This is a genomic window from Grimontia sp. THUN1695 (assembly GCF_059704325.2).
In genome coordinates this window covers 505,007-529,253 of the sequence record NZ_AP046576.1, presented here as the reverse complement: position 1 = coordinate 529,253, position 24,247 = coordinate 505,007, and the positions used below count along the sequence as shown (strand labels likewise).

Sequence of the window (24,247 nt, the reverse complement as noted above, 5' to 3'; positions counted from 1 at the left end):
GAATATCGATAGATACCCGTGATCATTGAAGATGCTTGATTTTCATCGGTATGAGGATCATGCTACGCCCCATGAAAGTGACTCTGACCTACAAGCAAAAACATGAACTCGAAAACCAGCACGATAAAACGCGTAATGGTCGAGTGCGTGACCGCATTAAAGCGGTACTGCTTGCTTCTGAAACCACGGGAAGCCGCAGTCGCCTCAACATAGTGGGTGCATTAAATCTCTCTGAGATTGGCCGCACTGTTATCGATAATTACGAGAGCATCAACAGCGAAAACATCGTTAGGTTTTTGTGCAAGCTGAGAGAAAGCTACCCACTGACGCATAAGCTCCACCTCATTCTGGATGGTGCAGGGTATCACCGAAGCGACTTAGTAAAAGATGCCGGCTTTGGAAAGTGATGAACGAGCAGGTAAGGAACAATGTCTACTTCAAAAGTAAACGGGATTTTGAAGCGGCTATTGGCCGATTTTTCACTGTGATCCTTCCACAAATCGCAGGCTCTTTAGCGTCTCGTATAAATGATAATTTTCAAGTGCTCAATCCTGCATCTTCAAGTTGAATGGGTATATGACCTAAAATTTAATTTATTTTTGGTCAAATTGTAGATATGTAATTGTGATTATATGAAACCCTTTTATTAGTTCTATTTTTAGGAATAGTGACAAATTTTAAAGCATCCAATAGAAAATAATTATCACTGACGTGCAATAAGTAAAACAAACATCATCGACATTACGTAGGCTGCGGCTCAATCTTGACATGACAAGAGAGCCGCCTGTCGAGCTAAGTTGGTGACGCTATGCTCTTTGTTGTCATTTTTTGTGAGTTATTGAGTGTGGATGCTGTTTTTATCTGAAAAAAACTGAGAAAAGATGTTGATGCGCATATGGCGCCCCAAAAGGACGTGCGTGTTTGAAGCAGGTGTGTGTATTCATATGATTGTTTTTTCAATAAAAATCTCGTGAGTTATTCTTCTTATAGGGAATAATGAAAATTTCATGTTCTGCCTTCTGTCGTATAAATTTTTAAATAGAGGGGTAAATGTAAAACGTCATCAAGTAAAAATATCATAAAATTATTTAAAGTGATTAATTAATTTGTAAATGGCTAGAATAAAATGAAAACAAACAGCATATCAAATAAAGCTACAGAATTTATAAACTCAGAAAACACAACACATGAACCTTATATCAATAGAATAACAAAGGTCAAAAATGTTTCAACAGAAGATGTAGTGGCTATTGGAGGATTAATCCAAGAAGAAATAAGAAGAACCATTAACCCAACAAGGACACCTGTCACATCTACAAGTGGAAATTGGAAATCAACGATCATGCATCGAATTGGATTATTGATGTCTGGGCGTTCTTCTACTGTGTCTCTCATAGGTAGTGATAATACATACCAAGAAGAAACTACATCCGTTATTCCACAGGCATCTACTATGCCAGATTCAGTTTTGTTGCCTCAGGCCTATCATGAACCAACTGTGACAGCATCAACCACACCAGAAAATCAAATTAACACAATAAAAATAAGAAAAAAAAGAAGCCTTGAAAATAGTAATGGCGGTGAAAGTGTAAATAATGAAAAAATAGAAAAAAAATATGATCTCACGAGTGAGAATATTTTAGAGAAAATTAATAAAGATGCTGAAAAAAAAGCAAAGATTAATCATAAATTACTTAAATTATTAAAAGATAGTATAGACGACTATCAAGCACTTAAAGATAAAAACAGTAGAGCAGGTATTGAAAACTTAAAAAATCAAGCCAATCTCTTAGCAAAAATTTACAATGATCTTGATGCCCAAGATGAGAATTTCCTCACTGAAAAAATTAATATTATTGACATAGTTGGTGAGATACAAACAGAGTATAAATCACATAAAGTTGACATTGATAAAAATATTCATGTGATTTGGATTGCAGGAGCGCCACCAGAAAGCCTAATCAAATATGCAAAAGCCTATAAAGCGACATATCCTGATTTTGTTTTCAATTTATGGACAGATCCCAATGCTATGTCAGCGTATGCATTCAATAAAAAATTGAGAGAAGCAGCCTTTGACAATGCAAAATATGAAGTTATAAACGTGTTAACGAAAGAAGAAATCAATCAGTTAATGTCAGAACGGCCTTTAAGCAATGAGCTGAATATAAAGTTAACAAGCCTTTTTGATAAATATTTATTGAGATCCGTATTACAAGTTCAGGATGCGGTAATGAACTATGCGTATACGAAAGGGTTACTGACATTTAATGATGAAAACCGTATTGATTTTCTGAAAGAAGTATTACACTACGATGAACAAAAAATAGAAGATTTCAAAGAAATCTTAGAGGGTAATAAAGAAAAAATAAACGATCTAGATAAGAAATTTAAAGAGATTTTTGGTGAAGATAAAGTAAAAATAAATGATGCGACAAAATTGCCAGACATGAAGAAGGTGCATCGAAAACAGCAGTATCAGCAAGAGTTAATTCTAAGAGGAAACTATGCGGCGGCTACCGATCAGCTACGCATGTATATATTAAAAGATTATGGCGGAATTTACACAGACTATGATGTTACACCCGGATATTCAAAAGAAGTCTATAAAATAATCCAGGATGAAAGTTATAATTTTGATTTTCTGGAAAAAAAAGAGCTTCGCCGTGCACTTAATGACGAGATACTATCATATGTTAGTGATGAACCAAGTTCAGAGTTAAAAAATAAACTGCCTGAAGAATATAAAAAAAGATTAGAAGCTATTATTACTAAAATAAATAAAATTGAAAAGAATAAAATATTCTCCCCAATAGACACCAAAGTAATACGTGATTCTATGGTGATGTCTAAACGCTATCAATGGTGGGGTAAAGGAGTAGGTTGGAATATTCGGGGTAACAATAATTTTCTTGCAACTCATAAGGGAAGTAAAGTCACAGAATTTGTAATTGGAGGGCAGGAAAATGCATACCGAGAAATATATGAAATAAGAGATCAATTAAGAACGGAAGGTACGAATGAGCAGCAGCACTATTATAATCCGAATAATAGTGAACAATATGATCCACCCCGTGGCCGTGAAAAGGTGGAAGCTAAACTATTTGTTTCTGACCTGGAAAGTAATGATAAAAAGGCAAGAAAAAAAGAGGTGCTAAAAGATTTAGAAAAAGATCTTAAAGAATATGGAAAAATATTCTCTCTAGATCCAAAACAAATAAAACACAAGGATATTAGGGCATCCAAAGATTTTCTTAATGGGTACAGTGATGGAGATGCATCTAAACTTATCTTTGGATACCGGGAAGAGATGAACATTAAAGACCTGGTTAAATTGTTGAAAAATTTGAAGAATAAACTAACTGAAAAACAATTGGGGACATTAGCGTATGAAATAGAAAGGCGCGCCTTATCCGTAACATTTCAGCCTAAAGTCGAAGAGTACCATAAACTTTTTGATAAAGTTGCTGCCAGTGGAGATTTTGATAAACTGGCTCAAGAAAAATTAATGCCGCAGTTGTTCTTACTGAATTTGGTGGGTGATGGATACGGTGGACGATGTGATCCTCTATCAATTCTTATGCTGACGTCAAAATTTCTTGAGAGTCAAGGTCAACAAGGTCAATCTGGGAAATTAATTGAAAATTTATATTCTACAGCAGCAGTATTAAGCGAGCCTGCCCGCTATACAGAAGCGGAAGTGACAAGAGCTAAACAACTTCTAAATACATTGGTAAGACTTCATGCGAAGAATCCAATGCACTCTACTATTGAGCAAATATGGAAACAAAAAATAGAAAAACAACCGATTAGTGAGGTCGTAACATTGCTGAAATCAATGGGCGAGAAAAAAGACCCCATATTGTTAAAATTGGAAGCGCCCGGGCATGCTATGGCCGCATGGGCTGTCGGTGAGGGAGAAAATAGGGTATATGGATTTTATGACGCCAATGGAGGAAGCGTCGAATTCTCAAATATAGACAAGTTTAGTCAATATATTGATGGGCTGTTTGGTAAAAATGGCTTAAATAAGGCAAATAAGTACCATTTAAATAAAAATGGTGAAGCATTTGTCTTTGATCGTATTGTTGTTTTAGATGGTGAGAAATTATCAAAATATAAAACAGACTTTAATGATAAACCGTTACAAGATATATTAAAGAACAATGTTTTTGAACCAGTAAAAAAAATAAAAACAATAAAAATTAGAGATAAAAAAATACCATTTGATCCTAAGAAATACGCAGAAGGAACGGTGTTTTCTAAATACAGGATGGATGGCATCGTTCCCAAAATGTACAGCACACTTCACATCACTGGGCCAGATATGATCATGAAGTCCATGAAAAGCTATTACCGTTCACTGGGAGAGCTCGGCCAGTGTCGTTTGGATCAGAGTGATAATGATTTTAAAGGACTAGGAAAAGATTCATTCGTTGGTAATTTAGACCGAATTGTTGAAGCCGATGGTGAGCATTATGATTGGGTTAACCAGGAATCAGTGGGTATTAATGATGTTACACCAGATGACGAAAGTACATGGACGGGTAAAAGACCGGATATAAAGGATACTCTCAGTAAGATTGATTATACAAAACAAACAGGAGGACTATTTGGAATCACACCGACTAAACTAGATATTACCCGGTTAATGATCGGATGGCCGTCTGAACTAAGAAACACACTTAAAAAGGAATGGCCAACATTACAGGATGACTATAATAAAATAGTGAGTGGTGATCATATTGATTTAGACAAACTTTCTGATATCGATCAAAAAATATATCGCTATTTACTGTCATCTGACAATAATCTTGTTAAGTGGGTCGGTATATCGTTGTCAGAACAATTAACATCAAAATTAAATAAAGTTACTGTGCCTATTGAAAACAAAGCACATTATTTATTGACAGATATAAACATAAGTCCAGATAAAAATAAAAAATCTATTTATTCACTTTTGGCCAGTGACAACGATACAAAGGTTATAGTTTGGAAAGACGATATCTATAACAGATCATTAGTGCTAAAAGAGCTGACAATACTGGAAGAAAGACGAAAAGCTATAATCGACTTACTTAGGAATATTGATGACCCTAAAATAGGTGCCAACTTAGAAAGTTACTTAGTGCTTATGAAAAAAGTACAACTAGGTACAATATTACCTAATGAACATCAATCATTATTGGCTATTATAGATGATCTTATTCAAAGCAATAAGATCGGAAGAAAACTCGTTGATATTGAGGATAAGGCGAAATCTGCACCCATCAAAAAAAGTGTTATGATTGATGGTATAGACGTTGATTTATTAAAAATAAAAGACATATCTAACCTGAGAAATATAGCTTATTATGGTGATTTGATTACACTTTGGGAAAAATATGTTTATAGTCATAATTATATTATTGATGATTTATTGAAAGATGCAAAGAAAAAAAATATTGCAGATAGAATAGTAATTAAAAATATATCAGAAGATCTACAAGATAATCATTTAATAAAAAAGATGATTCAGGATGGATATGGATTTGATGATCTCGATACTATTGTAAAGTATAGCATTCTTAATCAAGAATCTGGTGTGATGATACAAGATGCAGCGATGGCAGCACCCTCAGATGAATTGGTTAAGACAGTATTAGACATTACAGGAGGTAATGATGCTGATGCAAAAATCATCCTAAAAAGGCTTTATCACCATTTCTTTGGTGAAGGAAAGCCTCATTTTGGTCCAAGTGGTTATGAACAGGCATTAAAAGTCTCTTTTGATACAGTTTTAGAAGCATTGGATAAAAATAATCTGGGGAAATATTTTTTATCTGTAATGAACCAGGATGTTTCTGCACTTGGAATTCGATTTTCGAGCAGTGATGGAGTTCTAACATCTGATGTTATGATATCGGGGATGAAAGAGGGGTTACCCCAAAAACATAATATTGTGTTAGATAGCATGAGTAAATACTTTTCTGCGCTTTATGACGTGAGCAGTGATATCAGGCAGGGTAAGGCAGTAACTTTAGAAGCATTAAAAACTAAATTTAGCGCTGTATCCTTACAATTCATGTTACAAGATGATGAAAATTTACAGAAATATCTGGATTTGATTAAGGATGTAAAAGAAATATCATTAACAGATCTTAGTGAAGGCTTAACAAATAAAGACAGTTTTGTAGAATGTGCGACTCAGATAACTGCGGAGAAATTACCGAGTATCACGAATAACATTTTAAAAGAAATAAAATCACAATCACCGTCAGTCTATTCCATGCCGGAGTCAACGTTTGTTGAGCAAGGAACATTAAAAGGGTTAGGCTATGCAGGTAGTGACAGTTATATTATAAAACCTGTTTCTGGCCTTAAGTTACATGATATTTCTATTCAGGCTAAATATCGGGCACTCAAATGGAGTGATTTTTATGGTAGAAATGCCAAATTGTGGCAGGAGGCAGTGGTAAAATTCGAGGGGAGCAATACTAAATACCATCCTCAGATGCTGCTGACACCGGAGGAAGGTCGCTGTATGGGATTGGCAGAGTTGTACCTTCTTGCTGATAGTGAGCAGCGTTACAACACCTTGCAAGAAAATCTGGATTTAGCCAGTGCGTTGTACCAGGAAAGTCAAATCGATCAATCTCAACTCTCTGAAGGCGATAAACTTCTATTGTCTTCGACACTTAACCAAGTCGAACATGCACAGCAACATGGTAATAATAAGTTATTACAATCCCCAGATCTTGAGAGAATCAGATTGTCTGATTTTCAAACGAAAAGTGTTGCGGACTATTTAACAGACATCAAGGTAAAAAATCTATTAATAACGACTGAGTTTCACAGCATGGTTGTTTCGGCTTTTGAAGGGAAATACCGTGTAACCGATCCTAATTTCGGTTATGCAGATTTTTCAAGCTTGGAAAAGGCGTTGAACTTTGTTGAGGCATCTATTCAAATTTCGCCTGAAGTCCGTGAGCTGTATACCGGGAAGACAAACGGTGATCTTGTTGAGATTAGCTTTGTAAAAGATAAACATTGGAAAGATATTGTCAGCTCTGATGCGCTTGATCTTACTACTGAACATCACCAGTCTACACTTGAGAAAATCAAGCAAGCGAGTATTACTATTGATATTAAGGGTAAAAAATTTGATCTGGTTGATTTGTATAAATATGGTATTTTTCTTGGTGGTGTAAGAATTGATGAGAATGTCAGTCAAAAGACATTTGATGGTGCTGACGTAGATAAATTAAGAATCAATGTTGAGTTGTTAAAAAAATATACTGATGAGAATTATCTGACTGCTAAAGATCATGAAGAGATAAAAACATTAGTAGAATCATTAAAACCTACAGATGAAAAACGTCAAATTAGTCTTGACGATATCTTCTCTAATGATGCTAAAGAAAAACATATTGCACAAAGATTACAAGCCCAAAGTGAACGTGTTAGCCAATTGATTTCTAATCTTTATAAAAAAATTCAAGAGGCCATAAAAACGAAGAATATTAGTAATTTTAAAGTGAAAAATATAGTATTAGAGGATAAGAGTGATGCAATAAAATTACAAGTTGAAGATCTTAATGATAAAAAATCTGTAAATATCGATATTGATGTTTCAGATTTTAAAATGACCTTACGTGAGGGATTAGATGCCCTGTCAGAAGGGGTCGATCATATGAACCTTGATGGCATTATGTCTATTTTAGGCATTATGCAATATGCTCGTTTGACACAGAATAGTGATTATGTTTCTGCTGTGGACCATGCTAATTTTGGGTCAGACGTTAAGACAGTAACAGAAAAAGCTGTTGGTGCTACACTCATGTTTATGGGTAAAAAGACTTTTGGGTCTAGCATTAGCGATATTACTCTTGAAGCTATAGCAGCACAAAAGCTCAGCCAATTGGCAACAAAAGTAGGTGGAACAGCAGGAAGAATGTTGTCTAAGTTTGCTACTGTTGCCCGGCTTCCGCTTTTAGATACTGCATTAAATTTATGGTCTTTGGGGGAATCCGTTCAAGCATATATGGATGCCAGTGAGGGCAGCGTAGAAAAATTACTGGCGGAAATTGATATTGCCTTTTCAACAACGTTTGCGGCATTAACACTTGGCAGTTTTGCTTTTCCGCCTCTTGGTATAGCTACATTCCCATTGATGTTCTTACAGCAAGAGGTGAGGAACTTTCAATTGCATTTACACCAAGATAACGCGAGAAGAGCGGCCTGGGTGAATGTGGAAAAGTATTTAAATCAGGCTGCACATAGCATTGTAAAAATTGATAAAGAAAATGGCGTAATAGATTTGTCTCCATGTCAAATTGTGGGGGATTTAACGCTGGATTTATCTTCAAATACACCAAAATTGACCGGTAAACCATCATATAATTCTGGTAAAGGGATAGGTAATAATCCGAAACTTTCTGATGAAGAAGTCCGACAAAAAAGTCAATATGCCGTTTCATGTGTTAATAGAGACGAAATTAATGTACCTAATCTTTTTGGAAGTTCAGGAGGAACACTTTGTCGAGATCTGTCAACAGTAACTAATTTAGTAAAAGGCTTTGCTAACCGGAACTGGCCTTCCCAAATGCCTGTGATACCAGAAGGTGAATATAGCACCGTTATTGTTGGTTACACTTCTCAGGTTGTAGCTAATACTGAGGTGATACGCATGGCATGGGATGACTTCAAGGAAGTGGCGAGGGATGGATACCCAACGGTTGAACATTTGCATAAGCATACTGAAGTTATCACAGGTGATCATGCTGTTAAGGTAGTACAACCAGCAGTACAATCTGAAATGTTTAATCCTGAGAACAAAAAAGATTTAAATGCACTCACGCATTATTGGTTTACCATTAGAGGTGGGGATAAAGGAGTCACTGTTTATCCTAATGGTGTGGGTAATTATAATATTCAAGGAAGAAAAGGGGTGAAGAATACCCTTTCATTCAGTGAATTACCTCCTTTTCTGGATGTTTATGTTGATTTGAATAAAAAATATCGCCAGACAGTTGTCACCTATAACAGGAATTCTGCTCCGGAATCAATGATGGATCTGGTTCATGAAAATATTAACACTGTTGTTGGTTCTAATAATGGTAAAAATACCTTTATTGGTAATGAAGAGGATAATCATTTTATTCTTGGTAGATATCGTAGCAATGTATACCTTGGCAAAGGAAGCAATGTGGTAACGATTCCTGATGTAAAAGGACAATATTTTTTAGCAGACATTCATTTACCAGAAAGTGAAAACATTCAATATTTACAACTGGGTTGTGGTATTGATGATATTAAAGATGTTAACTGTTATAACCAACGTACATATTTATATCTAAACAGTAATTTGTACGATGAAGCGAAAGTGATTAAGATCTATGCTCCGAAAGATGATATTTTTTCTGAGTACAAGGGAAAAGTGGTTATTTTAACTGCGGATGGCTTGGAGATTGAACTAGATGAGTTAGGTAAGCCATTTTTAAAAAGAGTTAATGTGGAAAAATTTGCTGAATTTCACCCCGATCTTGGCTTACTCTCACCAGATGACTTATTGAACCTAAAAATGCTGAAGGTATTAAAGTGGGATATATGTGAATTTGATTATGCTAATTTTAAAGCAATTTACGAAAAGGGAGAGTTTACATATAAAGTAAGAAAAGAAAATACGACAGTTTATATAACCGAGAAATATCCGGCCTCAGTTTATGGTGCAAAAGGCAGTAGATACTATTTTTGGGGTGTTTCTCAGCCAAATCATCATATTTTTCTTAACAATGATAATGATTCACCAGAGAAGATTGATCTTTCTAGCTTCACCTCTACAGAAGAGGAAGTTAGGGTTACGGCACACTGTAAAAACGATAAGTGTGTATTAAAAGTTAATTCAGGTAAGGACGTTTTTGAGTTAACAATAAAACCAAACTCTATCGAGCATGGACACTTGAAAGACTCAAAAGCTAAGATCATTCTTGATATGGGTAAAATAATGACGTTGGAAGAAGCATTTTCGTTATCTTCTGATGTGGAAAATGACGTGTTAATTTATAATACTAAATGGAGAAATAGAGAGTAATACAATTAAATACGTTGTTTTATATGTCTCATGATCCAAAAGGAAGCGGATATTTCCGCTTCCTTTTTAATCTTTAAGCTTTACAGTAAGTCATGTGCCGATCACACCACCGTCTTGGCGGGTAATACGCATGACTGTTGAGCGTGGGATTGAATCACCGCCGTCTGGGAAGTGAGAAGGTGCCAGATCTTCACCTGGATGCTGAATACCTACAAACATAGTCTTGTAATCAGGCGAGAATGTCAGGCCGGTAATTTCACAGGCGATTGGGCCGGTCAGGAAACGACGGATTTCGCCGGTTTTCGGGTCGGCGCAGAGCATCTGGTTGTTACCCATTCCTTCGAAATTACCTTCGTTTGAGTAGTTACCGTCAGTAAGAATCCACAGGCGGCCGGCACCATCAAAACCGAGGCCATCTGGGCTGTTGAACATATTGTCTTTGTTGATGTTTGGTGTACCTGCCATCAATCCTTCCTGAACGTCAGGGTTACCGGCCATCACAAAGAGATCCCATTTGAATGTTGATGCCGCATGGTCACCCCCCTGGGGTTCCCAGCGAATAATATGGCCATACGGGTTTTCTTTTCGGGGATTGGCCGCGTTAATTGGCTGGTTTTCTCTCACTCCCCGGTATTTATTGTTAGTCAGCGTACAGAAAACGTGTTTGTTATCCGGGTGAATGGCGACCCATTCAGGGCGGTCCATTGTGGTTGCGCCAACCTGAGTTGCCGCTTCACGGGCAAAGATCAATACTTCTGCCTGATTGTTGAAGCCATTATCCGGAGTGAGGCCGTTTTTACCAAAAGTCAACTCAAGCCATTCGCCTTTGCCTTTTAGCTCACCGTCTTTGCCTTCAAATTTGGCCACATAAAGTGTCCCTTCTTCCAGGAGATCGCGGTTTGAAGCGTGGACACCTGGTTTGTATTTGTTCTTGGATACAAACTTGTATAGATGTTCACCCCGCTCGTCATCGCCTAAATACACGACTACATGACCGTCTTTGTTGATGGTAAGCGCTGCGTTTTCGTGTTTGAAGCGACCGAGTGCAGAACGCTTTTTCGGTGTAGAGGTGGGATCCATCGGATCGATTTCGACAACCCAACCAAAGCGGTGTGGCTCGTTAGGGTTTTTCGCGACATCAAAACGTTTATCGTGTTTCCACCAGTCATAGCCCCAGTCTTTATCTTGAATACCATAACGTTTGTAGGTCGGTCCCAGGTCGACGTCTTCAGAGGTTGCGAAGTAACCATTGAAGTTTTCTTCACAGGTTAAGTAAGTGCCCCAAGGAGTCTGGCCGTTTGCACAGTTGTTGAAAGTGCCCAGAATCTTGGTACCGGTTGGATCTGCGTGGGTTTTCAGCAGGTTACTGCCGCGTGCAGGGCCTGTCATCTCCATAGGGGTATAAGCCGTAATTTTACGGTTCAGGCGACCTTGGGTATTGACTTGCCACTTACCGTCTTTTTTCATCAATTCAATGATAGAAACACCGTGTGCAGCCTGGCCTTTACGCACATCGTCCGCAGAGATATTTTTACCTTGATGTGGGTAGAGGTATTCAATGTTGGTGTACTCGTTGTTAGCAACCAGTACTGCCCTTTCATCAGACAATGGGAAGAAGGTCATGCCATCAGTGTTGTCACCGTACTGCATTTCCTGCGCGTAGGAATCGTTGGATTGGCTGAACCCTGGAGAGTCAGGGAACAAAGCATCACCCCAGGAAATGAGCTTTTCCGCCACATACCCTTCCGGAACAACCACGGTGTCGCTTGTAGAAGCAGGAATGGCTTTAAATCCTATCAGCGCGCTCTTGTCCATCGTGTCAGCAACGGCTTTGACCACAGGGCTGGCTGCAAAGAAGGCCACCGAACCTGCGGTGCCGGCAGCACGAAGGAAATGACGACGATTCATCGCCGCATCGATAAAACGGTTAAACTCTGGTTCGTTGTCCAGTTGGCGTTGGTCAATATGTTTGCTCACAATGACTCCCTTTCCTGATGGTTATCAAATTTAGTGCCGTTTAGTGTTGGGACGGATTTTGGTGTTGGTTTGTTACTTATTTATGAAGCATTAATGAAGAGTCAATGTCATGACAACGAGGCATAGAGTATGTAATCGCTGGTTTTATACGAGCTTTTATGCATTTTATCGGCAGAGTACGATCAGGTTTGATCCGGCGCAATGCCATTTGGCAGGGAAATATGCATGTTGAATGCAACATATTGTTTAGGAATATATTGATGCGGAAACATCTGGTCATAGCGAGTTTAAGTTTAATGTCTGCGGCGTCTTTGGCGGTGGAAGGCGATCCGGTTTTGGGACAGCAGAAAGCATACACGTGCCAATTCTGTCATGGTGAAACAGGTTATACGCCAAAAACGGATTATCCCCATATCAACGGGCAAAATGCGGGTTATCTTTACAACGCAATGCAAGCATACCAGCTCGGTGAACGTGCCGGGGCGATGGGCAAGATGATGCGGCAACAAATGAGTGTTTTGAGTGATCAGGATATGAAAGACATTGCGGCTTTTTATGCCAGCCAAAAACCGGGCAAGCCAGAGTAAGTATTTGCGGTGGACTGACCTCGTTGATATTGTTCAGGAAAATGAAAATCAGGAAAGAAATATGCCAACTATCTGGGTAGATGCCGATGCTTGCCCAACCGTAATCAAAGAAGTGCTGTATCGTGCTGCTGATCGTACCCAAACCGAATGTGTCCTGGTGGCAAACCAGCCTCTTCGAACGCCGCCATCCCGTTTTATTCGAAGCTTGCAGGTCGAGAAAGGGTTTGACGTTGCGGACAACGAAATCGTTAAACGCGTTGGAAAAGGCGATTTGGTCGTCACCGCTGATATTCCCCTGGCCTCAGAAGTGATTGAGAAAGCGGCAGTTGCCCTCAATCCCCGTGGCGAGTTATATACGCCAGAGAATATCCGGCAGCGCCTGAATATGCGGGATTTTATGGATACCTTGCGTTCGAGTGGTGTTCAAACTGGTGGACCAGCAGCGCTCAATCAACAGGACAGACAAAAATTTGCCAATGAACTGGACAAGTTCTTACAACGTGCCAAACGCTGATTAAGCGACGGATTTGGTTTAATCGTAGTGCTGAAGGAAAGGCGTAATGTGGCTATTGTAGGTCAGTGCTTTGATGGCACCGTGATTGTTTAGCAGCCACTCCGCCTTGTTGACATTGCCGATGCCGATAATCGCCTGAACCAGAAGTTTAAAGTCCCGGAGCCAGCGTGATTTTTGGTCTTCGCTCCAGTCGTTGCGATAGATTTCATGATAGTGCTCAACCCACCAGTAAGCGCCACGGATAAACGCGGCAATGACAGTAGTAGCCGGCTCAATGTGTTCATCCTTTCCATCAATAGCGTACTCGTCCGACAACGGCTGCCCCTGTGAGAAGGCCGCATAGTTTTTACAGTATTTATACAGTGCCAATTGCAGCGCTGATGCAGAGTCACAATGCTCAAGTAGCAAGGTTGTGATAGGAAGGTGCTTTTTGTTGCTTCGGAAAAGCTCGATGCTGCGTTTACCCGGTAAAAGTCTTTCAATAACAAAAAACAAATCGATACTGATGAGTTGATTGCTCAAAGTGGTTTCCTTGTATCTGTCTCAGCGGCAGGTGCTGGCAACGGCTTGATTTACATCGAAGCATACTCCCTCAATACCTAAAACGGAATCAATTTAGGCCGAAGTCGTGCTCTGAGATGAGTTGGATACCGTGTCAGCAGAAATGGGAAAGATCATAAGCGTTTTCGCTGTAGGGAGAAAACCAAAACCCCGCAGAGCGGGGTTGGTTTTTTTCAGCAAGCAAAGATGACTTTGTTTTTGTTTGTATCCAGTGAATATAGCGTCGCCGATTCTGACTGTCTATGAGATAAAACAGCTTTATTGTAGCTTGGGCTACGTATCACCTAACCGTTGTAATGAATTTTATTGCATAAATTTCTTGGCGAACCATTTCTAAATTTACACTTAATTTTCATCGAAAACGTAAATTCATGCTTGTGAGGATTTCGTTACAGTTTGTGTTCTCTTTCCTGAATTAGATAAAAATATGGTTACTTTTCAATAGTCAGTTTTAGTAACTCGCCGTTGGAAGAATCGGTAAGCAGAAAGATTTCACCATCGGGTGACTCGGCCACGTCTCTGATACGGCCATATTGGCTGTCCAGCAGGCGTTCTTCCGCGATGACTTTCCCGTTTTCCATATCAAGCCGGACAAGCAGGCCAAATTTCAGTGACCCCAACAAAATGTCTCCCTGCCAATGGCGGAACGGTTGTCCGGAAATCATTTCCATACCAGATGGTGCGATAGAAGGCACCCAGTAGTGGACAGGCTGTTCCATGCCAGCCAGCTCGGTTCCGATGCCTATCTGGCTGCCGATACCATAATTCACACCGTATGTGATGGTCGGCCAGCCGTAGTTGGCACCTGCTGTCACTATATTGAGTTCATCCCCACCTTGGGGGCCATGTTCATGGGTCCAGAGGGTTTGGCCATCGTTATCCAGTGTCATGCCCTGAATATTGCGGTGTCCGTAAGTGTAGATTTCCGGCAACGCCTTTTTGTCGTTGGTAAAGGGATTCTCGTTGGGGACAGAGCCATCAAGGTTCAGCCTCACCAATGTGCCCACATGGACGTCGTTTTGTTGGGCTTTATCGCGGTTTCCCCGATCACCTAATGCAATGTAAAGGTGTTTATCTGTCGTGAGCAGTCTTCCGCCATAGTGCCGGCCACCGGCCAGCTTAGGAGTTTGAGAGAAAATCGTCGTGATATCGGATAGTTGGTTCCCAGAGAGGGTGGCGGAGGCCACGGCGGTGCCAGACTTTCCGAATGGCCCTTCTTCGGCAAATGCGAGATAAATCCGCTTGGACTGTACAAAGTCCGGTGAAAGTGCGAGTCCCAGCAAGCCACCTTGTCCCCGGTAGACCAGTCCTTCCGGTAACCCTTGTACCGCCGTTTTGTCTCCATTGGTACCAATGCGCTTCAAAGCGCCATTTCGCTCGGAGACCAATATATCGCCATCCGGCAAAAACACGAGTGACCACGGATGATTCAAGCCGGAAGTCACGGTTTCAACCGTGAAGGTGTGTTTTTCTGAGGTCATTGCCTCCCTGGCGATGGCCGGGAACCATAATACAATAAGAAAACTTGCAGTAAGTGCTGCTAACGTTGTTTTCATCTTCATTGTTGCGTCCGGTTCCTAATTCAGGGTAAAGAGAAATGTTGTATGATCCTGAACTTGAGATGTCTCATACCACGTGTGAACTGCTGGAATCTAGCTGATAGGGAAGCTGCTTGCACGGTTTCTTGTGTGATGCCGTCGTCTGTGTCTGTGTCAGTTTTTCCTCGGCTTTCGACTCTGTTCCGGCCATTTAGTTTGGCAAGATAGAGTAATTTATCGATTTCACTGTAAATATCCGACAATGACAGGTTAGCCGTCACGGCCATGACGCCAAAGCTCGCGGTGATATGAAGCTGGCTATCTTGCTCCGTATAAAATGGCAGTGCACTTATTCGTGTTCGTAAATCTTCTGCGATCATTCTGGCTTGATCGAGTTGAGTGTGAGGGAGCAGTATCATGAATTCTTCACCACCAACTCGTGAACAGATGTCATTTCGGCGCAGATTATTTGTGAATAACTGTGCCACACCAGCCAATACTTTATCTCCAACTGGATGGCCATAGGTATCATTCACTTTTTTAAAATGATCAATATCAATTAATAGGCAGCTGAGAGGGGCATGGTGGCTGACCATATCGCGTTGCAGTTTCTCAAACTGGGTACCTAGGTAACGACGATTATATAGACCGGTCAAACTGTCCGTGTTGGCAATTTGCCCCCAGCGCACCCGGCGGCGGTTAATCCAGTATGCCGCCAATATGGCTAGGGCAGTAGCAAGGATCCCTGCGACAACTAGCCCATTCAGGTACGCCATTTTTTGTTGATTACTTTTTAGTTCCAATGTCTGCAACACATTGTCCCAACTGAGGTTTTGATTATCTGCTTTGAGCTTTTCAAGGTTAAAGAGCAATTGTTGGCGTTCAAGGTTATCGACTTGTTCATCACTGCTGAAAATATTCAAACGCGTTTGGTAATCCAGCAGGGTCAGATACGCATCTTTATAATTCCCGAGACCGAAATAAGCGTTGGAAACAACTTGGTACAGCGCAATTTCAGTTCGGAAGAGACGGGGCCACTCCGCCTGTTTGGTGAGCAGTGGGATAACAAAATCGAGTGCTTCTTGATAGTTTCCAGTCAGAATTTTCTCTTTTGCTTTAAGGTAGTTATATTTACTGATGTAATAGCGGACGGTTTCCCGTTCACGAAGATTGTCTGTGGCCTTCAAGTAACGGACCATGCTATTAGTGTCACCTGCTTGGAGTAGCAGATCGGCGATTTGCAGATTGATACGAAAGCGGTATAAACCGTCTCCCAGCACTTGGGCTATCTGCAAGGCTTGTTTATATTCCAGCAAAGCCTGCTTGTTATTGCCTTGTTTTTTTTCAAGTTCTGCCATGTCGAGTTTAACTAGCAGTTGGTTGAACGACATTTTTCTTTCATGGAAAAAATGGTAAGACTGTTCCAGTAAAAGAGAAGCTTTATCAAACCCGTTTAGCTTAACTAAGATCCCTCCAAGACTTGAGGTAATCCGTTCTATTAGCAGTTTATTGTCAGTGGTTTTGGCCGCTTCCAGTGAGCTCATCAGTGCAGCCATAGATATATCGTATTCGTTTTTCGCTTTGTAAGCTTCACTTTTGACCAACAGAATTTCTGCGGTAATTGAGGGGTCATTCAGGGCATGAGATTCTGATAGCAAGTTATCAAGTTGCTCGAGAACAAGTGTTTCTTCGCCCTTCAGTATTCGTGCCTGACTGAGTCTTAACTGCATCAGATAAAGATCCGCTTTGAGAAGAGGATCGTTTTTGGCCAGTGTGATCCCAGTATTGGCTGCCAAGATGGCGCTGTCAGGATCGTTCAAAATAAGGTCAACCGTTGATTTTTGGAGGTAATACTTTATCAGCAGAGGCAGAGGTTGGTTTTGTTTTAGCTCGACTTTTTCAAGCTCACTGAGTAATGCACGGGCTTTGGTAGGCACGGAGTACAGCACGGATTGGACACCATATAAAGTTTTTTCAAACGACTCTGTTTTCTCTATATTTGCCTGCGCAGTACCCGCAAAAATTATTAAAAAGAACAGAAGGTTTTTAAGCGTTTTTTGCATTGATGATGCTTCCATGTCCAACGTTAGATAACGTATTTATCTAATAATCAGGCGTATAGGAAAACTGCTCCATTTCTAAGCAGAGTGTATGAGTTTATGATTAAGTGTAGACAATGATGGGATATTTTGATGCTGAAAGAGTAACCCAAAACGTGCACTGATGTTACCAACAGTGCAAATCATGATGACGACTAATGGCTCAGGCGTTTTTGGGGATGCGGCTTAGGTGCTGATCTGCTGGTAGATTTCATCCTTGAGCTGCACACGACGCAGTTTTAAGTTTCGGAAGTTGTCATCATCAGTGGGGATTTTTGCCATCTCCAGACCGCGGATTTTGTGGTCAAGGTGGTGGTATTCGTCGACGAGTTGGCAGAAGGCTTTATCCGCCATTTTCATTTCGTGGATTTTGTCTTTGTATTCAGGGAACTCGAACATGAGTGCGTGGTTTTCACCGTGCATATAACCTCCTGTAGTGGGACCTGCGAGTCACAGAATCGCCGTCAATTCTCCGTAAAAGCCCTAGCTGGACTTATCGTCAGTGCGCGTGGGGACAGGTGACAACAATGTCACACCACACGTTGAGAATAGAAATTGAAGAAGAGGGATTCTAGTTTCAGAACAACAGTTATTTCTGAGTCTTAGGAATGGTACAGGGCAGGTAAAGATTCTTTCACATTATGCTGAAAGCGCCCAAGGCGCTTTCGCGCGCCTGAGCGGATGAGTAAAAGATTTAGCGCTTGTTTTTGATGGATGCCGCTTCTTTCTTCAGTAGAGTGATCTTTCCAAACCCTAATTTGTTGAAATAACTGTCTCGATGGTTTTTCACGGCTTTGCCATCTGCCACCCTTTCCAGCTGGCGCTCCATGTTCAGAAAGTCAGTCAGGTCAATACCTTCTGCTTCTGCGGCGGCTTCATGAGGTGAACGATGTTTTTGGTAAGAAAACGTCACCACCTTGGTTTCGCCTTTGTAGATGTATTGAAGTTGGCGTGACATATCAGTACTCATTCGAAAGAAAAGGGGGCGGAGTATTTATTACCGCCTGTCGTAAGTCAATCACCAGAGTGTATTGCCTGTTATCGGGATACATCAACGTTGGCAAATTCCTCGTTGTTTTCGACGTCTTCGCAAGGATGAAAAGCGATACGTTTTCCATTGCCAGTGAGCAGGCCAATGTAATCCGGAGAACCATCACTGTTTAACTTGACTTCTCCGATAGCACATTGATTCACCAACAGGCTTTTCGCGCCATTATCAGGTCTTCTTCTTTCAATACGCATGCGTTTGCGTCGGGTAAAAAAGTTCAGTGGTGATTCAGGCCAGAACAGTTTTCGATCCAGCCATTCAAATATAGAGAGAAAAGGTTCGGGGAACTGGTTGCGAAAACCGCTGCACGTGATTTGCCAGATCCGTGGGCTGCTTTTACGAAAGCGCATACGGATATCATACGCAAAGGAGTAGTGTACATCGCCTGAGAGGATCACGAAGTTTTTTGGTGTTTTGGGGTGCCTAAAGATATTGAGCAGTGCGTTGGCAGAACCTGGGTGTGCCATCCAGTTTTCTGAGTCTGTAGAGAGTGGATAGCCGAGAAACGTGACGATACGTTGGATGGTCTCGATAAACTTCACCCCAAACATAGGCGCGGGAGAAACCACGACCACCGCATCACTGTTGAACACATCATGCTGAAAGTCCATCAGCGATTCCCAGTCCATCAGCCCTGAGGGTTTATTATAGCTGGACTCTGAGCGCCAACGTCGCGTGCGGGTGTCAATCACCACCACTTTTGGGGTAGTTGGAATGGTGTAATGCCAGTGCTCAAAGTGATGGATAACCTGGGTCATTTTGTCCAGCGATGCCGGATCACGGATACTCAGGAATTGTTCTAAGGGTGTCCAGAAATCATCGGTAAAGGCATCGGGATCGTTCCCCCAGCCTTGACAAAAGAAGTACCCCATCATGGCGTTAGTAATAATGCCCTGTGCAAACGGTTCATTATTCACCGCCCGTTCCCAGCCAACGGTCAGGTTGAAGTCGTCTGTCACGTCATGGTCGTCGAAGATCATGTAAACCGGGATATGGGCAAACAGCCTGCGGATATTGGTAAGCCCTGCACAAAAACGGACAAGTTCGGCCCGCTCTTGTTGCCATCGCTGCTGTTGGGGCGCAGAAAGTGTCGGCAGGGTTTCCGGCAGCGACACCTGTTGCCAGAGTGTGGGCGACCACACCAACAGATACATGGCAATAAACTCATTGAAGCTGACGAGGTGATTGTCCGTGGTGCGTGAGCTGAAAACCGGCTCCGGTCTGGCCTTGCAAAGACGCTTTATCCATCCGTGGTTGATGGTGCTGTGGGGCAACAGGTCAGTGCGGCCGTAAATCGGGGTTGTCCCTGGTTCGAGTTCACTGCACTGCGAAATACTGGCAGCTTCGAAGGTCTGGTCGTCCATTCCCAGTAAGGTGATGGCCTGACGGATGGCATACATCATAGGGCCGCAGACATCATCAGCATAGATCTGGTCGCCACTCATGATCAGCAAGTTGGCACGCCCTTCGACGGGTATCTGACTATAGTGTTTATCGAGCGCAGCTAATGCATCTTCACCGTGGTGATGAGGGTGACGGCATGAGCCATGAGCAATGTGTCCCGCTGTTGAAGGAATGATGAAACTGACGCGGGTTTCGCCTGGGTACAGAAAACCTTCCAGCTCATCGAGCAGTGAAGTGCCATTGTCGGCAATGTCGTAGCGTAGCGGCACATCTGTCTCAAACGCGCTATCGCTGCGAAACTGGGCCATTATGACATAGCAATGTTCCCCAAGCCTTACCTGCTTGTGTTGTTGGAACCTGTCAACAAAAATGGGGGGGCTATGATCACTACGGTAGAGTTGAAACTCTGCCTGCAAAGGGGCAGATGTTACCGCCCACAAACAGATTTCATCTTGGGTAGTGCGTCTGAGCATTGGTCCTGCTAGAAAAACGGGTAACGCCACGGGCAACTCAATTTCATCCTATTTCCCTAACTGTACGTGGTCTTAGCCTGTTTTTGTAGCAGGGCAAACGTAAAGTCTTGCAAAGGATTCACGTTTGTTTGATCCCCTCCTCCGCAACTTACGGCTCATATCGGAGAGTGCGATTGTCTGTATCGTCATCGTTTTGGGCCGTAACGCGTATACAGGCTGCTAGGCCAGAGTAGTGCTAGACCAGAGTAGAATGGGACGAAATGGACTGGATGGAAAACATATCTTTAACAGTAAATGGAGTGGAAACGGAGTAAATAGGTGGGGTAAACAGCGAATAGGTTGCCAATTAGCCACTTGACATCAATTTTAGTGTTTCACGCAAAATAGTACTTGCATGCCTTAGGCGGTTTGCCTAATATCACTCTCGTTATCAGGAACACTGTCTATTCCCCCTTAGTTCAGTCGGTAGAACGGCGGACTGTTAATCCGTATGTCGCTGGTTCAAGTCCAGCAGGGGGAGCCAAATTTAAAGCCCTGTCGAATGACGGGGCTTTTTCGTTTCTACATCTAAGATAAGACAAAAACCTGTTTCCTCTTTCTTCCTCAATGCCTTGCAGGCTCGTTTCCATGTACTCAACGAAAAATGCCCGCGGACTGCGGACAAACGTAACACTATATCTATGACGTTGTTACCAAAGGCCGAGCAGTTTCCACCATGCTCCTCCGATAAAGAAGAAGACTGGGAGAACGACCAGTGAGAATACGAAACCAATTTTCCACCAGTTTTGCAGGGAGTGGAAGCCGGCACCAAACAGGATAGGCGCGGGGCCAGATGAGTAATGGGTCGTAGACATATACAAGTTACTGAAAATACCCAGAACGATGGCTGCCAGCATTGGTGGTGCACCTGCTGCAATGGCGATGGCAAGGAACGCGGAGTACATGGCACTGATATGCGCCATGGCGCTCGCCATCAGGTAATGGCTGTAGTAATAAACCAGCAGCAGAATCGCAAGGGTGGTTACCCAACCAAAGCCCGACAGTGAAGAACCGATGGCATCGCCAAACCAGCCGATGAATCCAAGTTTGTTAAGCTGGGCTGCCATCATCACCAATACTGCGAACCAAGTGATGGTGTGCCAGGCTTCTTTTTCGTTCAATACTGCATCCCACGTGATAGTGCGGGTAAGCAGCAGGAAGACCAGCCCGAGCAGCGCAGTAACGGTGGAATGGATACCTAATGTTGGCCCTAATACCCACAGGCTGATCATGCCGACAAAGGTGACACAGACCATCCATTCATCACGTGTCATTGCACCCATATCAGCCAGTTTTTGACGGGCAATCGCACGTATTTCCGGCGTCTTTTTCAGCTCTGGTGGGAATACCAGATACATGACCAGCGGGATGAGTACCAGACAGATAATGCCTGGGACAATCGCTGCCGCTGCCGCTGCCGCTGCCGCTGCCGCTGCCCAGCCAGCCCAGGTGATTTCTACGCCCTGTTCTTTTGCAAAGTTCGCCGCCAGTGGGTTACCAGCCATTGAGGTCAGGAACATAGCACAGGTAATGGCATTGCACTGGAAGATACATTGCACGAGGAACGCGCCGATTTTGTTCTCGGTTCCTTTTTCAGGATCAGAGTCGTAAGCATTGGCAACAGAACGGAATAGAGGAGAAATGATACCGCCACATCGCGCGGTAGTACTTGGCGTCGCAGGGGCAAACAACAGATCGGTTAAAACCAGACCATAGGCCAGCCCCAAAGAGCTGTTACCTAGTTTGGTGATAAACCAGTAACCAACCCGGCGACCAAACCCGGTGCTGATAAACCCCCTTGAAATGAAGAAAGCGGCGGCAATCATCCAAATCGTGGGGTGGGAAAAGCCTGTCAATGCGGTGCGGATGGGGAGCACGCCGAGCAAGGTAGCAGCTGTGAGCCCCATCAGCGCCATGGCACCTAACGGCAGTGGTGCAATGATCAGGCTAATCACGGTAACGACAAAGATGGTCATCATTTGCCAGGCCTGAACCGTTAATCCGTCGGGCACAGGGAAGAACCACAATACACTGCCTATGATGGCAAGTATCAGCAATCTCATATTGGTTGAAGACATCATACAAACCTCCTTTTGATTTGCCTTCAACGTAAGTGGGAACCCACCCAAAAAAACTGTCCTAAATCAATCTGAAAAGAACCATGTTTCATGCTGTTACAAAGTTGAAAGCGCCGACACGCTGGGGATGAAAGAGGGGTGAAATAAGGCGCGTAGAAACCATTAAATTCATAAATATCAAAAAGGGGATCGTGCTCAATATCAGCAGGAGACGCGCTGACAAAAAGACAGTAAATCCCGTATGCTATAACTGGTTTGAAACCAAGGAGTTCCGGCAATGGCCGCGCGCTTTTTCCCCCGTTCCTTTACGAAACACCTGACTATTTTGCTTTGCGGTGTCTTTCTGTTTTCGGCAGCAGGCTGGTGGGCCATCTGCTCACACCGTATCAACCATTTACTTGACGAACAGATTTCACTCCGGGCGGAAGTGCAGGCCCGTCAACTGGCGCAACTGCCAAGCCTTGTTGACGCAGTTCGCAGGGAAAGCGCTGACGATGTAATGGCTATAGTCGCAGGTTTACAAAAGGTGACAGATGCTGACTTTATTACGGTCAGCAACGAAAAAGGCTTGCGACTGGCGCACCCTGTCCCTGAGCGTATCGGCCTGCCGGTTGTGGGTGGGGATATTGAAAGGGCCCTGACTGAAGGCGATGCTTATCTTTCTTATGGTGTGGGATCGCTCGGGCCGTCAGTGCGTTTTATTTCCCCAATCATCGACAACGGCGAGATTGTGGGGATGATAAAAGTGGGGTACCTCATCAACACCATTGCTGTCCTGAACGAAGAAAACATTTCACCTTTGCTCGCTTTTGCGTTGAGTGCGGCAGTGTTATCAGGGCTTATTGCCTGGCGCTTTTCCGAATACATTGGCCAGAAAATGCAGCACCTGGAGCCCTGGCAGCTTACCCAAACATTGAGCACGAGCCAAGGCGTGCTAGAAGCCGCACATGAAGGGCTTATGGCCGTTAACCATCATGGGCAGCTTTATTTGATCAATGACTCCGCCCGTACGCTTTTGGGCGACCAGATGGGAATGCCTACGCCTTTTGCTGTTTCACAGTTAACAGATGATCCCGGCATTTTTTCACTGAAAGGTGAGGATTTCATCGACAAACTGGTCAGAATCAATGGCCGTAATCTGGTGATGACACGTGTTACTTTGCCTTCCGCAAACGACATGCTAGGTGGCGCGGTATTCAGTTTACGCGCACAGGATGAAATACAGATCCTGTCGAACAAAATCAGCCAGGTCAGCCATTATCTGGAGTCGTTGCGCGTGACGCGCCATGAATACCAAAACAAGCTCTCTACGCTGGGAGGGTTACTACAATTAGGACATTATCAGCAGGCACTTGATCTGGTGCTTGCCCAGTCCCAGACCAACCAGGGGCAGATGGACAGCGTGAGGCAACTTCAGTCGCTCCCCATGATCTCAGGCTTGCTGTTAGCGAATATGGGTAAAGCCTCGGAGAAAGGTATCAGTGTTGATCTCACTGAGCTGGATGGATGGCATGCGCTTCCCGCCAATATGGATGAAGAGCAGCTCAGTGCGTTGGTTGGAAACCTGTTTTCCAACAGTATAGAAGCTCTTGAAGGCCTTAAAGGGGGGGATGATCCGGGTGGCAATGTATGAAACCCGCCATGAACACGTCCTCGCGTTTTATAACAATGGTCCCAGGATTCAGGTCAGTTTGGATGTTCTCTGCCAGATGGGGTACACCAGCAAACCTGACTATAAAGATCATGGGATCGGGTTGCATCTTGTCCAGTCGATTGTTGAGTCGGCCTCAGGACATATCGAAATGGATAGCGATGACAATGAAACCGCTTTCACTCTTTATTTTCCAAAGGAATAAC

General features: G+C 42.7%; 13 protein-coding genes, 1 tRNA gene and 1 pseudogene. 7 read left to right on the top strand and 8 right to left on the bottom strand.

Annotation, left to right across the window (positions count from 1 at the left end):
- Positions 1 to 179 precede the first annotated feature (179 nt).
- A pseudogene (locus AC6IB1_RS02525) lies at positions 180 to 568 on the top strand (transposase); the annotation flags it as partial.
- A 558-nt stretch (positions 569 to 1,126) separates the two neighbouring features.
- A complete protein-coding gene (locus AC6IB1_RS02520; RefSeq protein ID WP_497566216.1) occupies positions 1,127 to 10,072 on the top strand; it encodes a DUF3491 domain-containing protein in 8,946 nt (2,981 codons plus the stop codon).
- 90 nt (positions 10,073 to 10,162) lie between these two features.
- Here AC6IB1_RS02520 and AC6IB1_RS02515 read toward each other — a convergent pair whose 3' ends face one another.
- The gene (locus tag AC6IB1_RS02515; protein WP_497566689.1) at positions 10,163 to 11,980 is read right to left on the bottom strand and encodes an alkaline phosphatase PhoX; all 1,818 of its coding nucleotides are present in this window, start codon (positions 11,978 to 11,980) and stop codon (positions 10,163 to 10,165) included.
- Positions 11,981 to 12,345: 365 nt separating this feature from the next.
- Here AC6IB1_RS02515 and AC6IB1_RS02510 point away from each other — a divergent pair, with 365 nt between their 5' ends.
- Positions 12,346 to 12,636 carry a c-type cytochrome gene (locus AC6IB1_RS02510; protein ID WP_497566688.1) on the top strand — a complete coding sequence of 97 codons (291 nt, stop codon included), beginning with the start codon at positions 12,346 to 12,348 and terminating at the stop codon, positions 12,634 to 12,636.
- Positions 12,637 to 12,697: 61 nt separating this feature from the next.
- On the top strand, positions 12,698 to 13,150 hold the full coding sequence (locus tag AC6IB1_RS02505) for a YaiI/YqxD family protein (RefSeq protein WP_497566215.1): 453 nt from the start codon (positions 12,698 to 12,700) through the stop codon (positions 13,148 to 13,150).
- A gap of 18 nt (positions 13,151 to 13,168) precedes the next feature.
- Here AC6IB1_RS02505 and AC6IB1_RS02500 read toward each other — a convergent pair whose 3' ends face one another.
- The 6 genes from AC6IB1_RS02500 to AC6IB1_RS02475 all read right to left on the bottom strand — a co-directional run bounded on the left by AC6IB1_RS02500 (position 13,169) and on the right by AC6IB1_RS02475 (position 20,273).
- Complete coding sequence (locus tag AC6IB1_RS02500) at positions 13,169 to 13,672, bottom strand: hypothetical protein (RefSeq protein ID WP_497566214.1); 504 nt, start codon at positions 13,670 to 13,672, stop codon at positions 13,169 to 13,171.
- 470 nt (positions 13,673 to 14,142) lie between these two features.
- On the bottom strand, positions 14,143 to 15,192 hold the full coding sequence (locus tag AC6IB1_RS02495; RefSeq protein WP_503692956.1) for a PQQ-dependent sugar dehydrogenase: 1,050 nt from the start codon (positions 15,190 to 15,192) through the stop codon (positions 14,143 to 14,145).
- 101 nt (positions 15,193 to 15,293) lie between these two features.
- On the bottom strand, positions 15,294 to 17,312 hold the full coding sequence (locus AC6IB1_RS02490) for a GGDEF domain-containing protein (protein ID WP_497566212.1): 2,019 nt from the start codon (positions 17,310 to 17,312) through the stop codon (positions 15,294 to 15,296).
- Positions 17,313 to 17,534: 222 nt separating this feature from the next.
- Positions 17,535 to 17,771, bottom strand: coding sequence for an HP1242/YdcH family protein (locus AC6IB1_RS02485; RefSeq protein ID WP_497566211.1), 237 nt, complete (start codon positions 17,769 to 17,771; stop codon positions 17,535 to 17,537).
- Positions 17,772 to 18,042: 271 nt separating this feature from the next.
- Positions 18,043 to 18,306: a DUF2960 family protein gene (locus AC6IB1_RS02480; protein ID WP_497566210.1), complete on the bottom strand. Its 264-nt coding sequence runs from the start codon at positions 18,304 to 18,306 to the stop codon at positions 18,043 to 18,045.
- 80 nt (positions 18,307 to 18,386) lie between these two features.
- Complete coding sequence (locus AC6IB1_RS02475; protein ID WP_497566209.1) at positions 18,387 to 20,273, bottom strand: metallophosphoesterase family protein; 1,887 nt, start codon at positions 20,271 to 20,273, stop codon at positions 18,387 to 18,389.
- 447 nt (positions 20,274 to 20,720) lie between these two features.
- Here AC6IB1_RS02475 and AC6IB1_RS02470 point away from each other — a divergent pair.
- Positions 20,721 to 20,796, top strand: a tRNA-Asn gene (locus AC6IB1_RS02470).
- Positions 20,797 to 20,962: 166 nt separating this feature from the next.
- Here the strand turns inward: AC6IB1_RS02470 and AC6IB1_RS02465 are convergent.
- Positions 20,963 to 22,393: a DASS family sodium-coupled anion symporter gene (locus AC6IB1_RS02465; RefSeq protein ID WP_497566208.1), complete on the bottom strand. Its 1,431-nt coding sequence runs from the start codon at positions 22,391 to 22,393 to the stop codon at positions 20,963 to 20,965.
- A gap of 274 nt (positions 22,394 to 22,667) precedes the next feature.
- Between AC6IB1_RS02465 and AC6IB1_RS02460 the strand changes: the two genes are divergently transcribed.
- Together AC6IB1_RS02460 and AC6IB1_RS02455 are read left to right on the top strand one after the other, a co-directional pair.
- Positions 22,668 to 24,023 (top strand): Spo0B domain-containing protein, encoded by a 1,356-nt coding sequence (locus AC6IB1_RS02460; RefSeq protein WP_497566207.1) that lies wholly within the window; start codon positions 22,668 to 22,670, stop codon positions 24,021 to 24,023.
- A complete protein-coding gene (locus AC6IB1_RS02455; protein ID WP_497566687.1) occupies positions 24,016 to 24,246 on the top strand; it encodes a GHKL domain-containing protein in 231 nt (76 codons plus the stop codon). The genes AC6IB1_RS02460 and AC6IB1_RS02455 overlap by 8 nt, the downstream gene beginning before the upstream one ends.
- Position 24,247 lies beyond the last annotated feature (1 nt).

What these genes read in the sequence shown, in the direction of transcription:
- AC6IB1_RS02455 (WP_497566687.1), top strand. Translation starts at nt 24,016, where the DNA reads ATGTATGAAACCCGCCATGAACACGTCCTCGCGTTTTATAACAATGGT.
- AC6IB1_RS02490 (WP_497566212.1), bottom strand. Translation starts at nt 17,312, where the DNA reads ATGCAAAAAACGCTTAAAAACCTTCTGTTCTTTTTAATAATTTTTGCG.
- AC6IB1_RS02510 (WP_497566688.1), top strand. Translation starts at nt 12,346, where the DNA reads ATGTCTGCGGCGTCTTTGGCGGTGGAAGGCGATCCGGTTTTGGGACAG.
- AC6IB1_RS02475 (WP_497566209.1), bottom strand. Translation starts at nt 20,273, where the DNA reads ATGCTCAGACGCACTACCCAAGATGAAATCTGTTTGTGGGCGGTAACA.
- AC6IB1_RS02495 (WP_503692956.1), bottom strand. Translation starts at nt 15,192, where the DNA reads ATGACCTCAGAAAAACACACCTTCACGGTTGAAACCGTGACTTCCGGC.
- AC6IB1_RS02460 (WP_497566207.1), top strand. Translation starts at nt 22,668, where the DNA reads ATGGCCGCGCGCTTTTTCCCCCGTTCCTTTACGAAACACCTGACTATT.
- AC6IB1_RS02465 (WP_497566208.1), bottom strand. Translation starts at nt 22,393, where the DNA reads ATGATGTCTTCAACCAATATGAGATTGCTGATACTTGCCATCATAGGC.
- AC6IB1_RS02515 (WP_497566689.1), bottom strand. Translation starts at nt 11,980, where the DNA reads ATGAATCGTCGTCATTTCCTTCGTGCTGCCGGCACCGCAGGTTCGGTG.
- AC6IB1_RS02505 (WP_497566215.1), top strand. Translation starts at nt 12,698, where the DNA reads ATGCCAACTATCTGGGTAGATGCCGATGCTTGCCCAACCGTAATCAAA.
- AC6IB1_RS02480 (WP_497566210.1), bottom strand. Translation starts at nt 18,306, where the DNA reads ATGTCACGCCAACTTCAATACATCTACAAAGGCGAAACCAAGGTGGTG.
- AC6IB1_RS02520 (WP_497566216.1), top strand. Translation starts at nt 1,127, where the DNA reads ATGAAAACAAACAGCATATCAAATAAAGCTACAGAATTTATAAACTCA.
- AC6IB1_RS02485 (WP_497566211.1), bottom strand. Translation starts at nt 17,771, where the DNA reads ATGCACGGTGAAAACCACGCACTCATGTTCGAGTTCCCTGAATACAAA.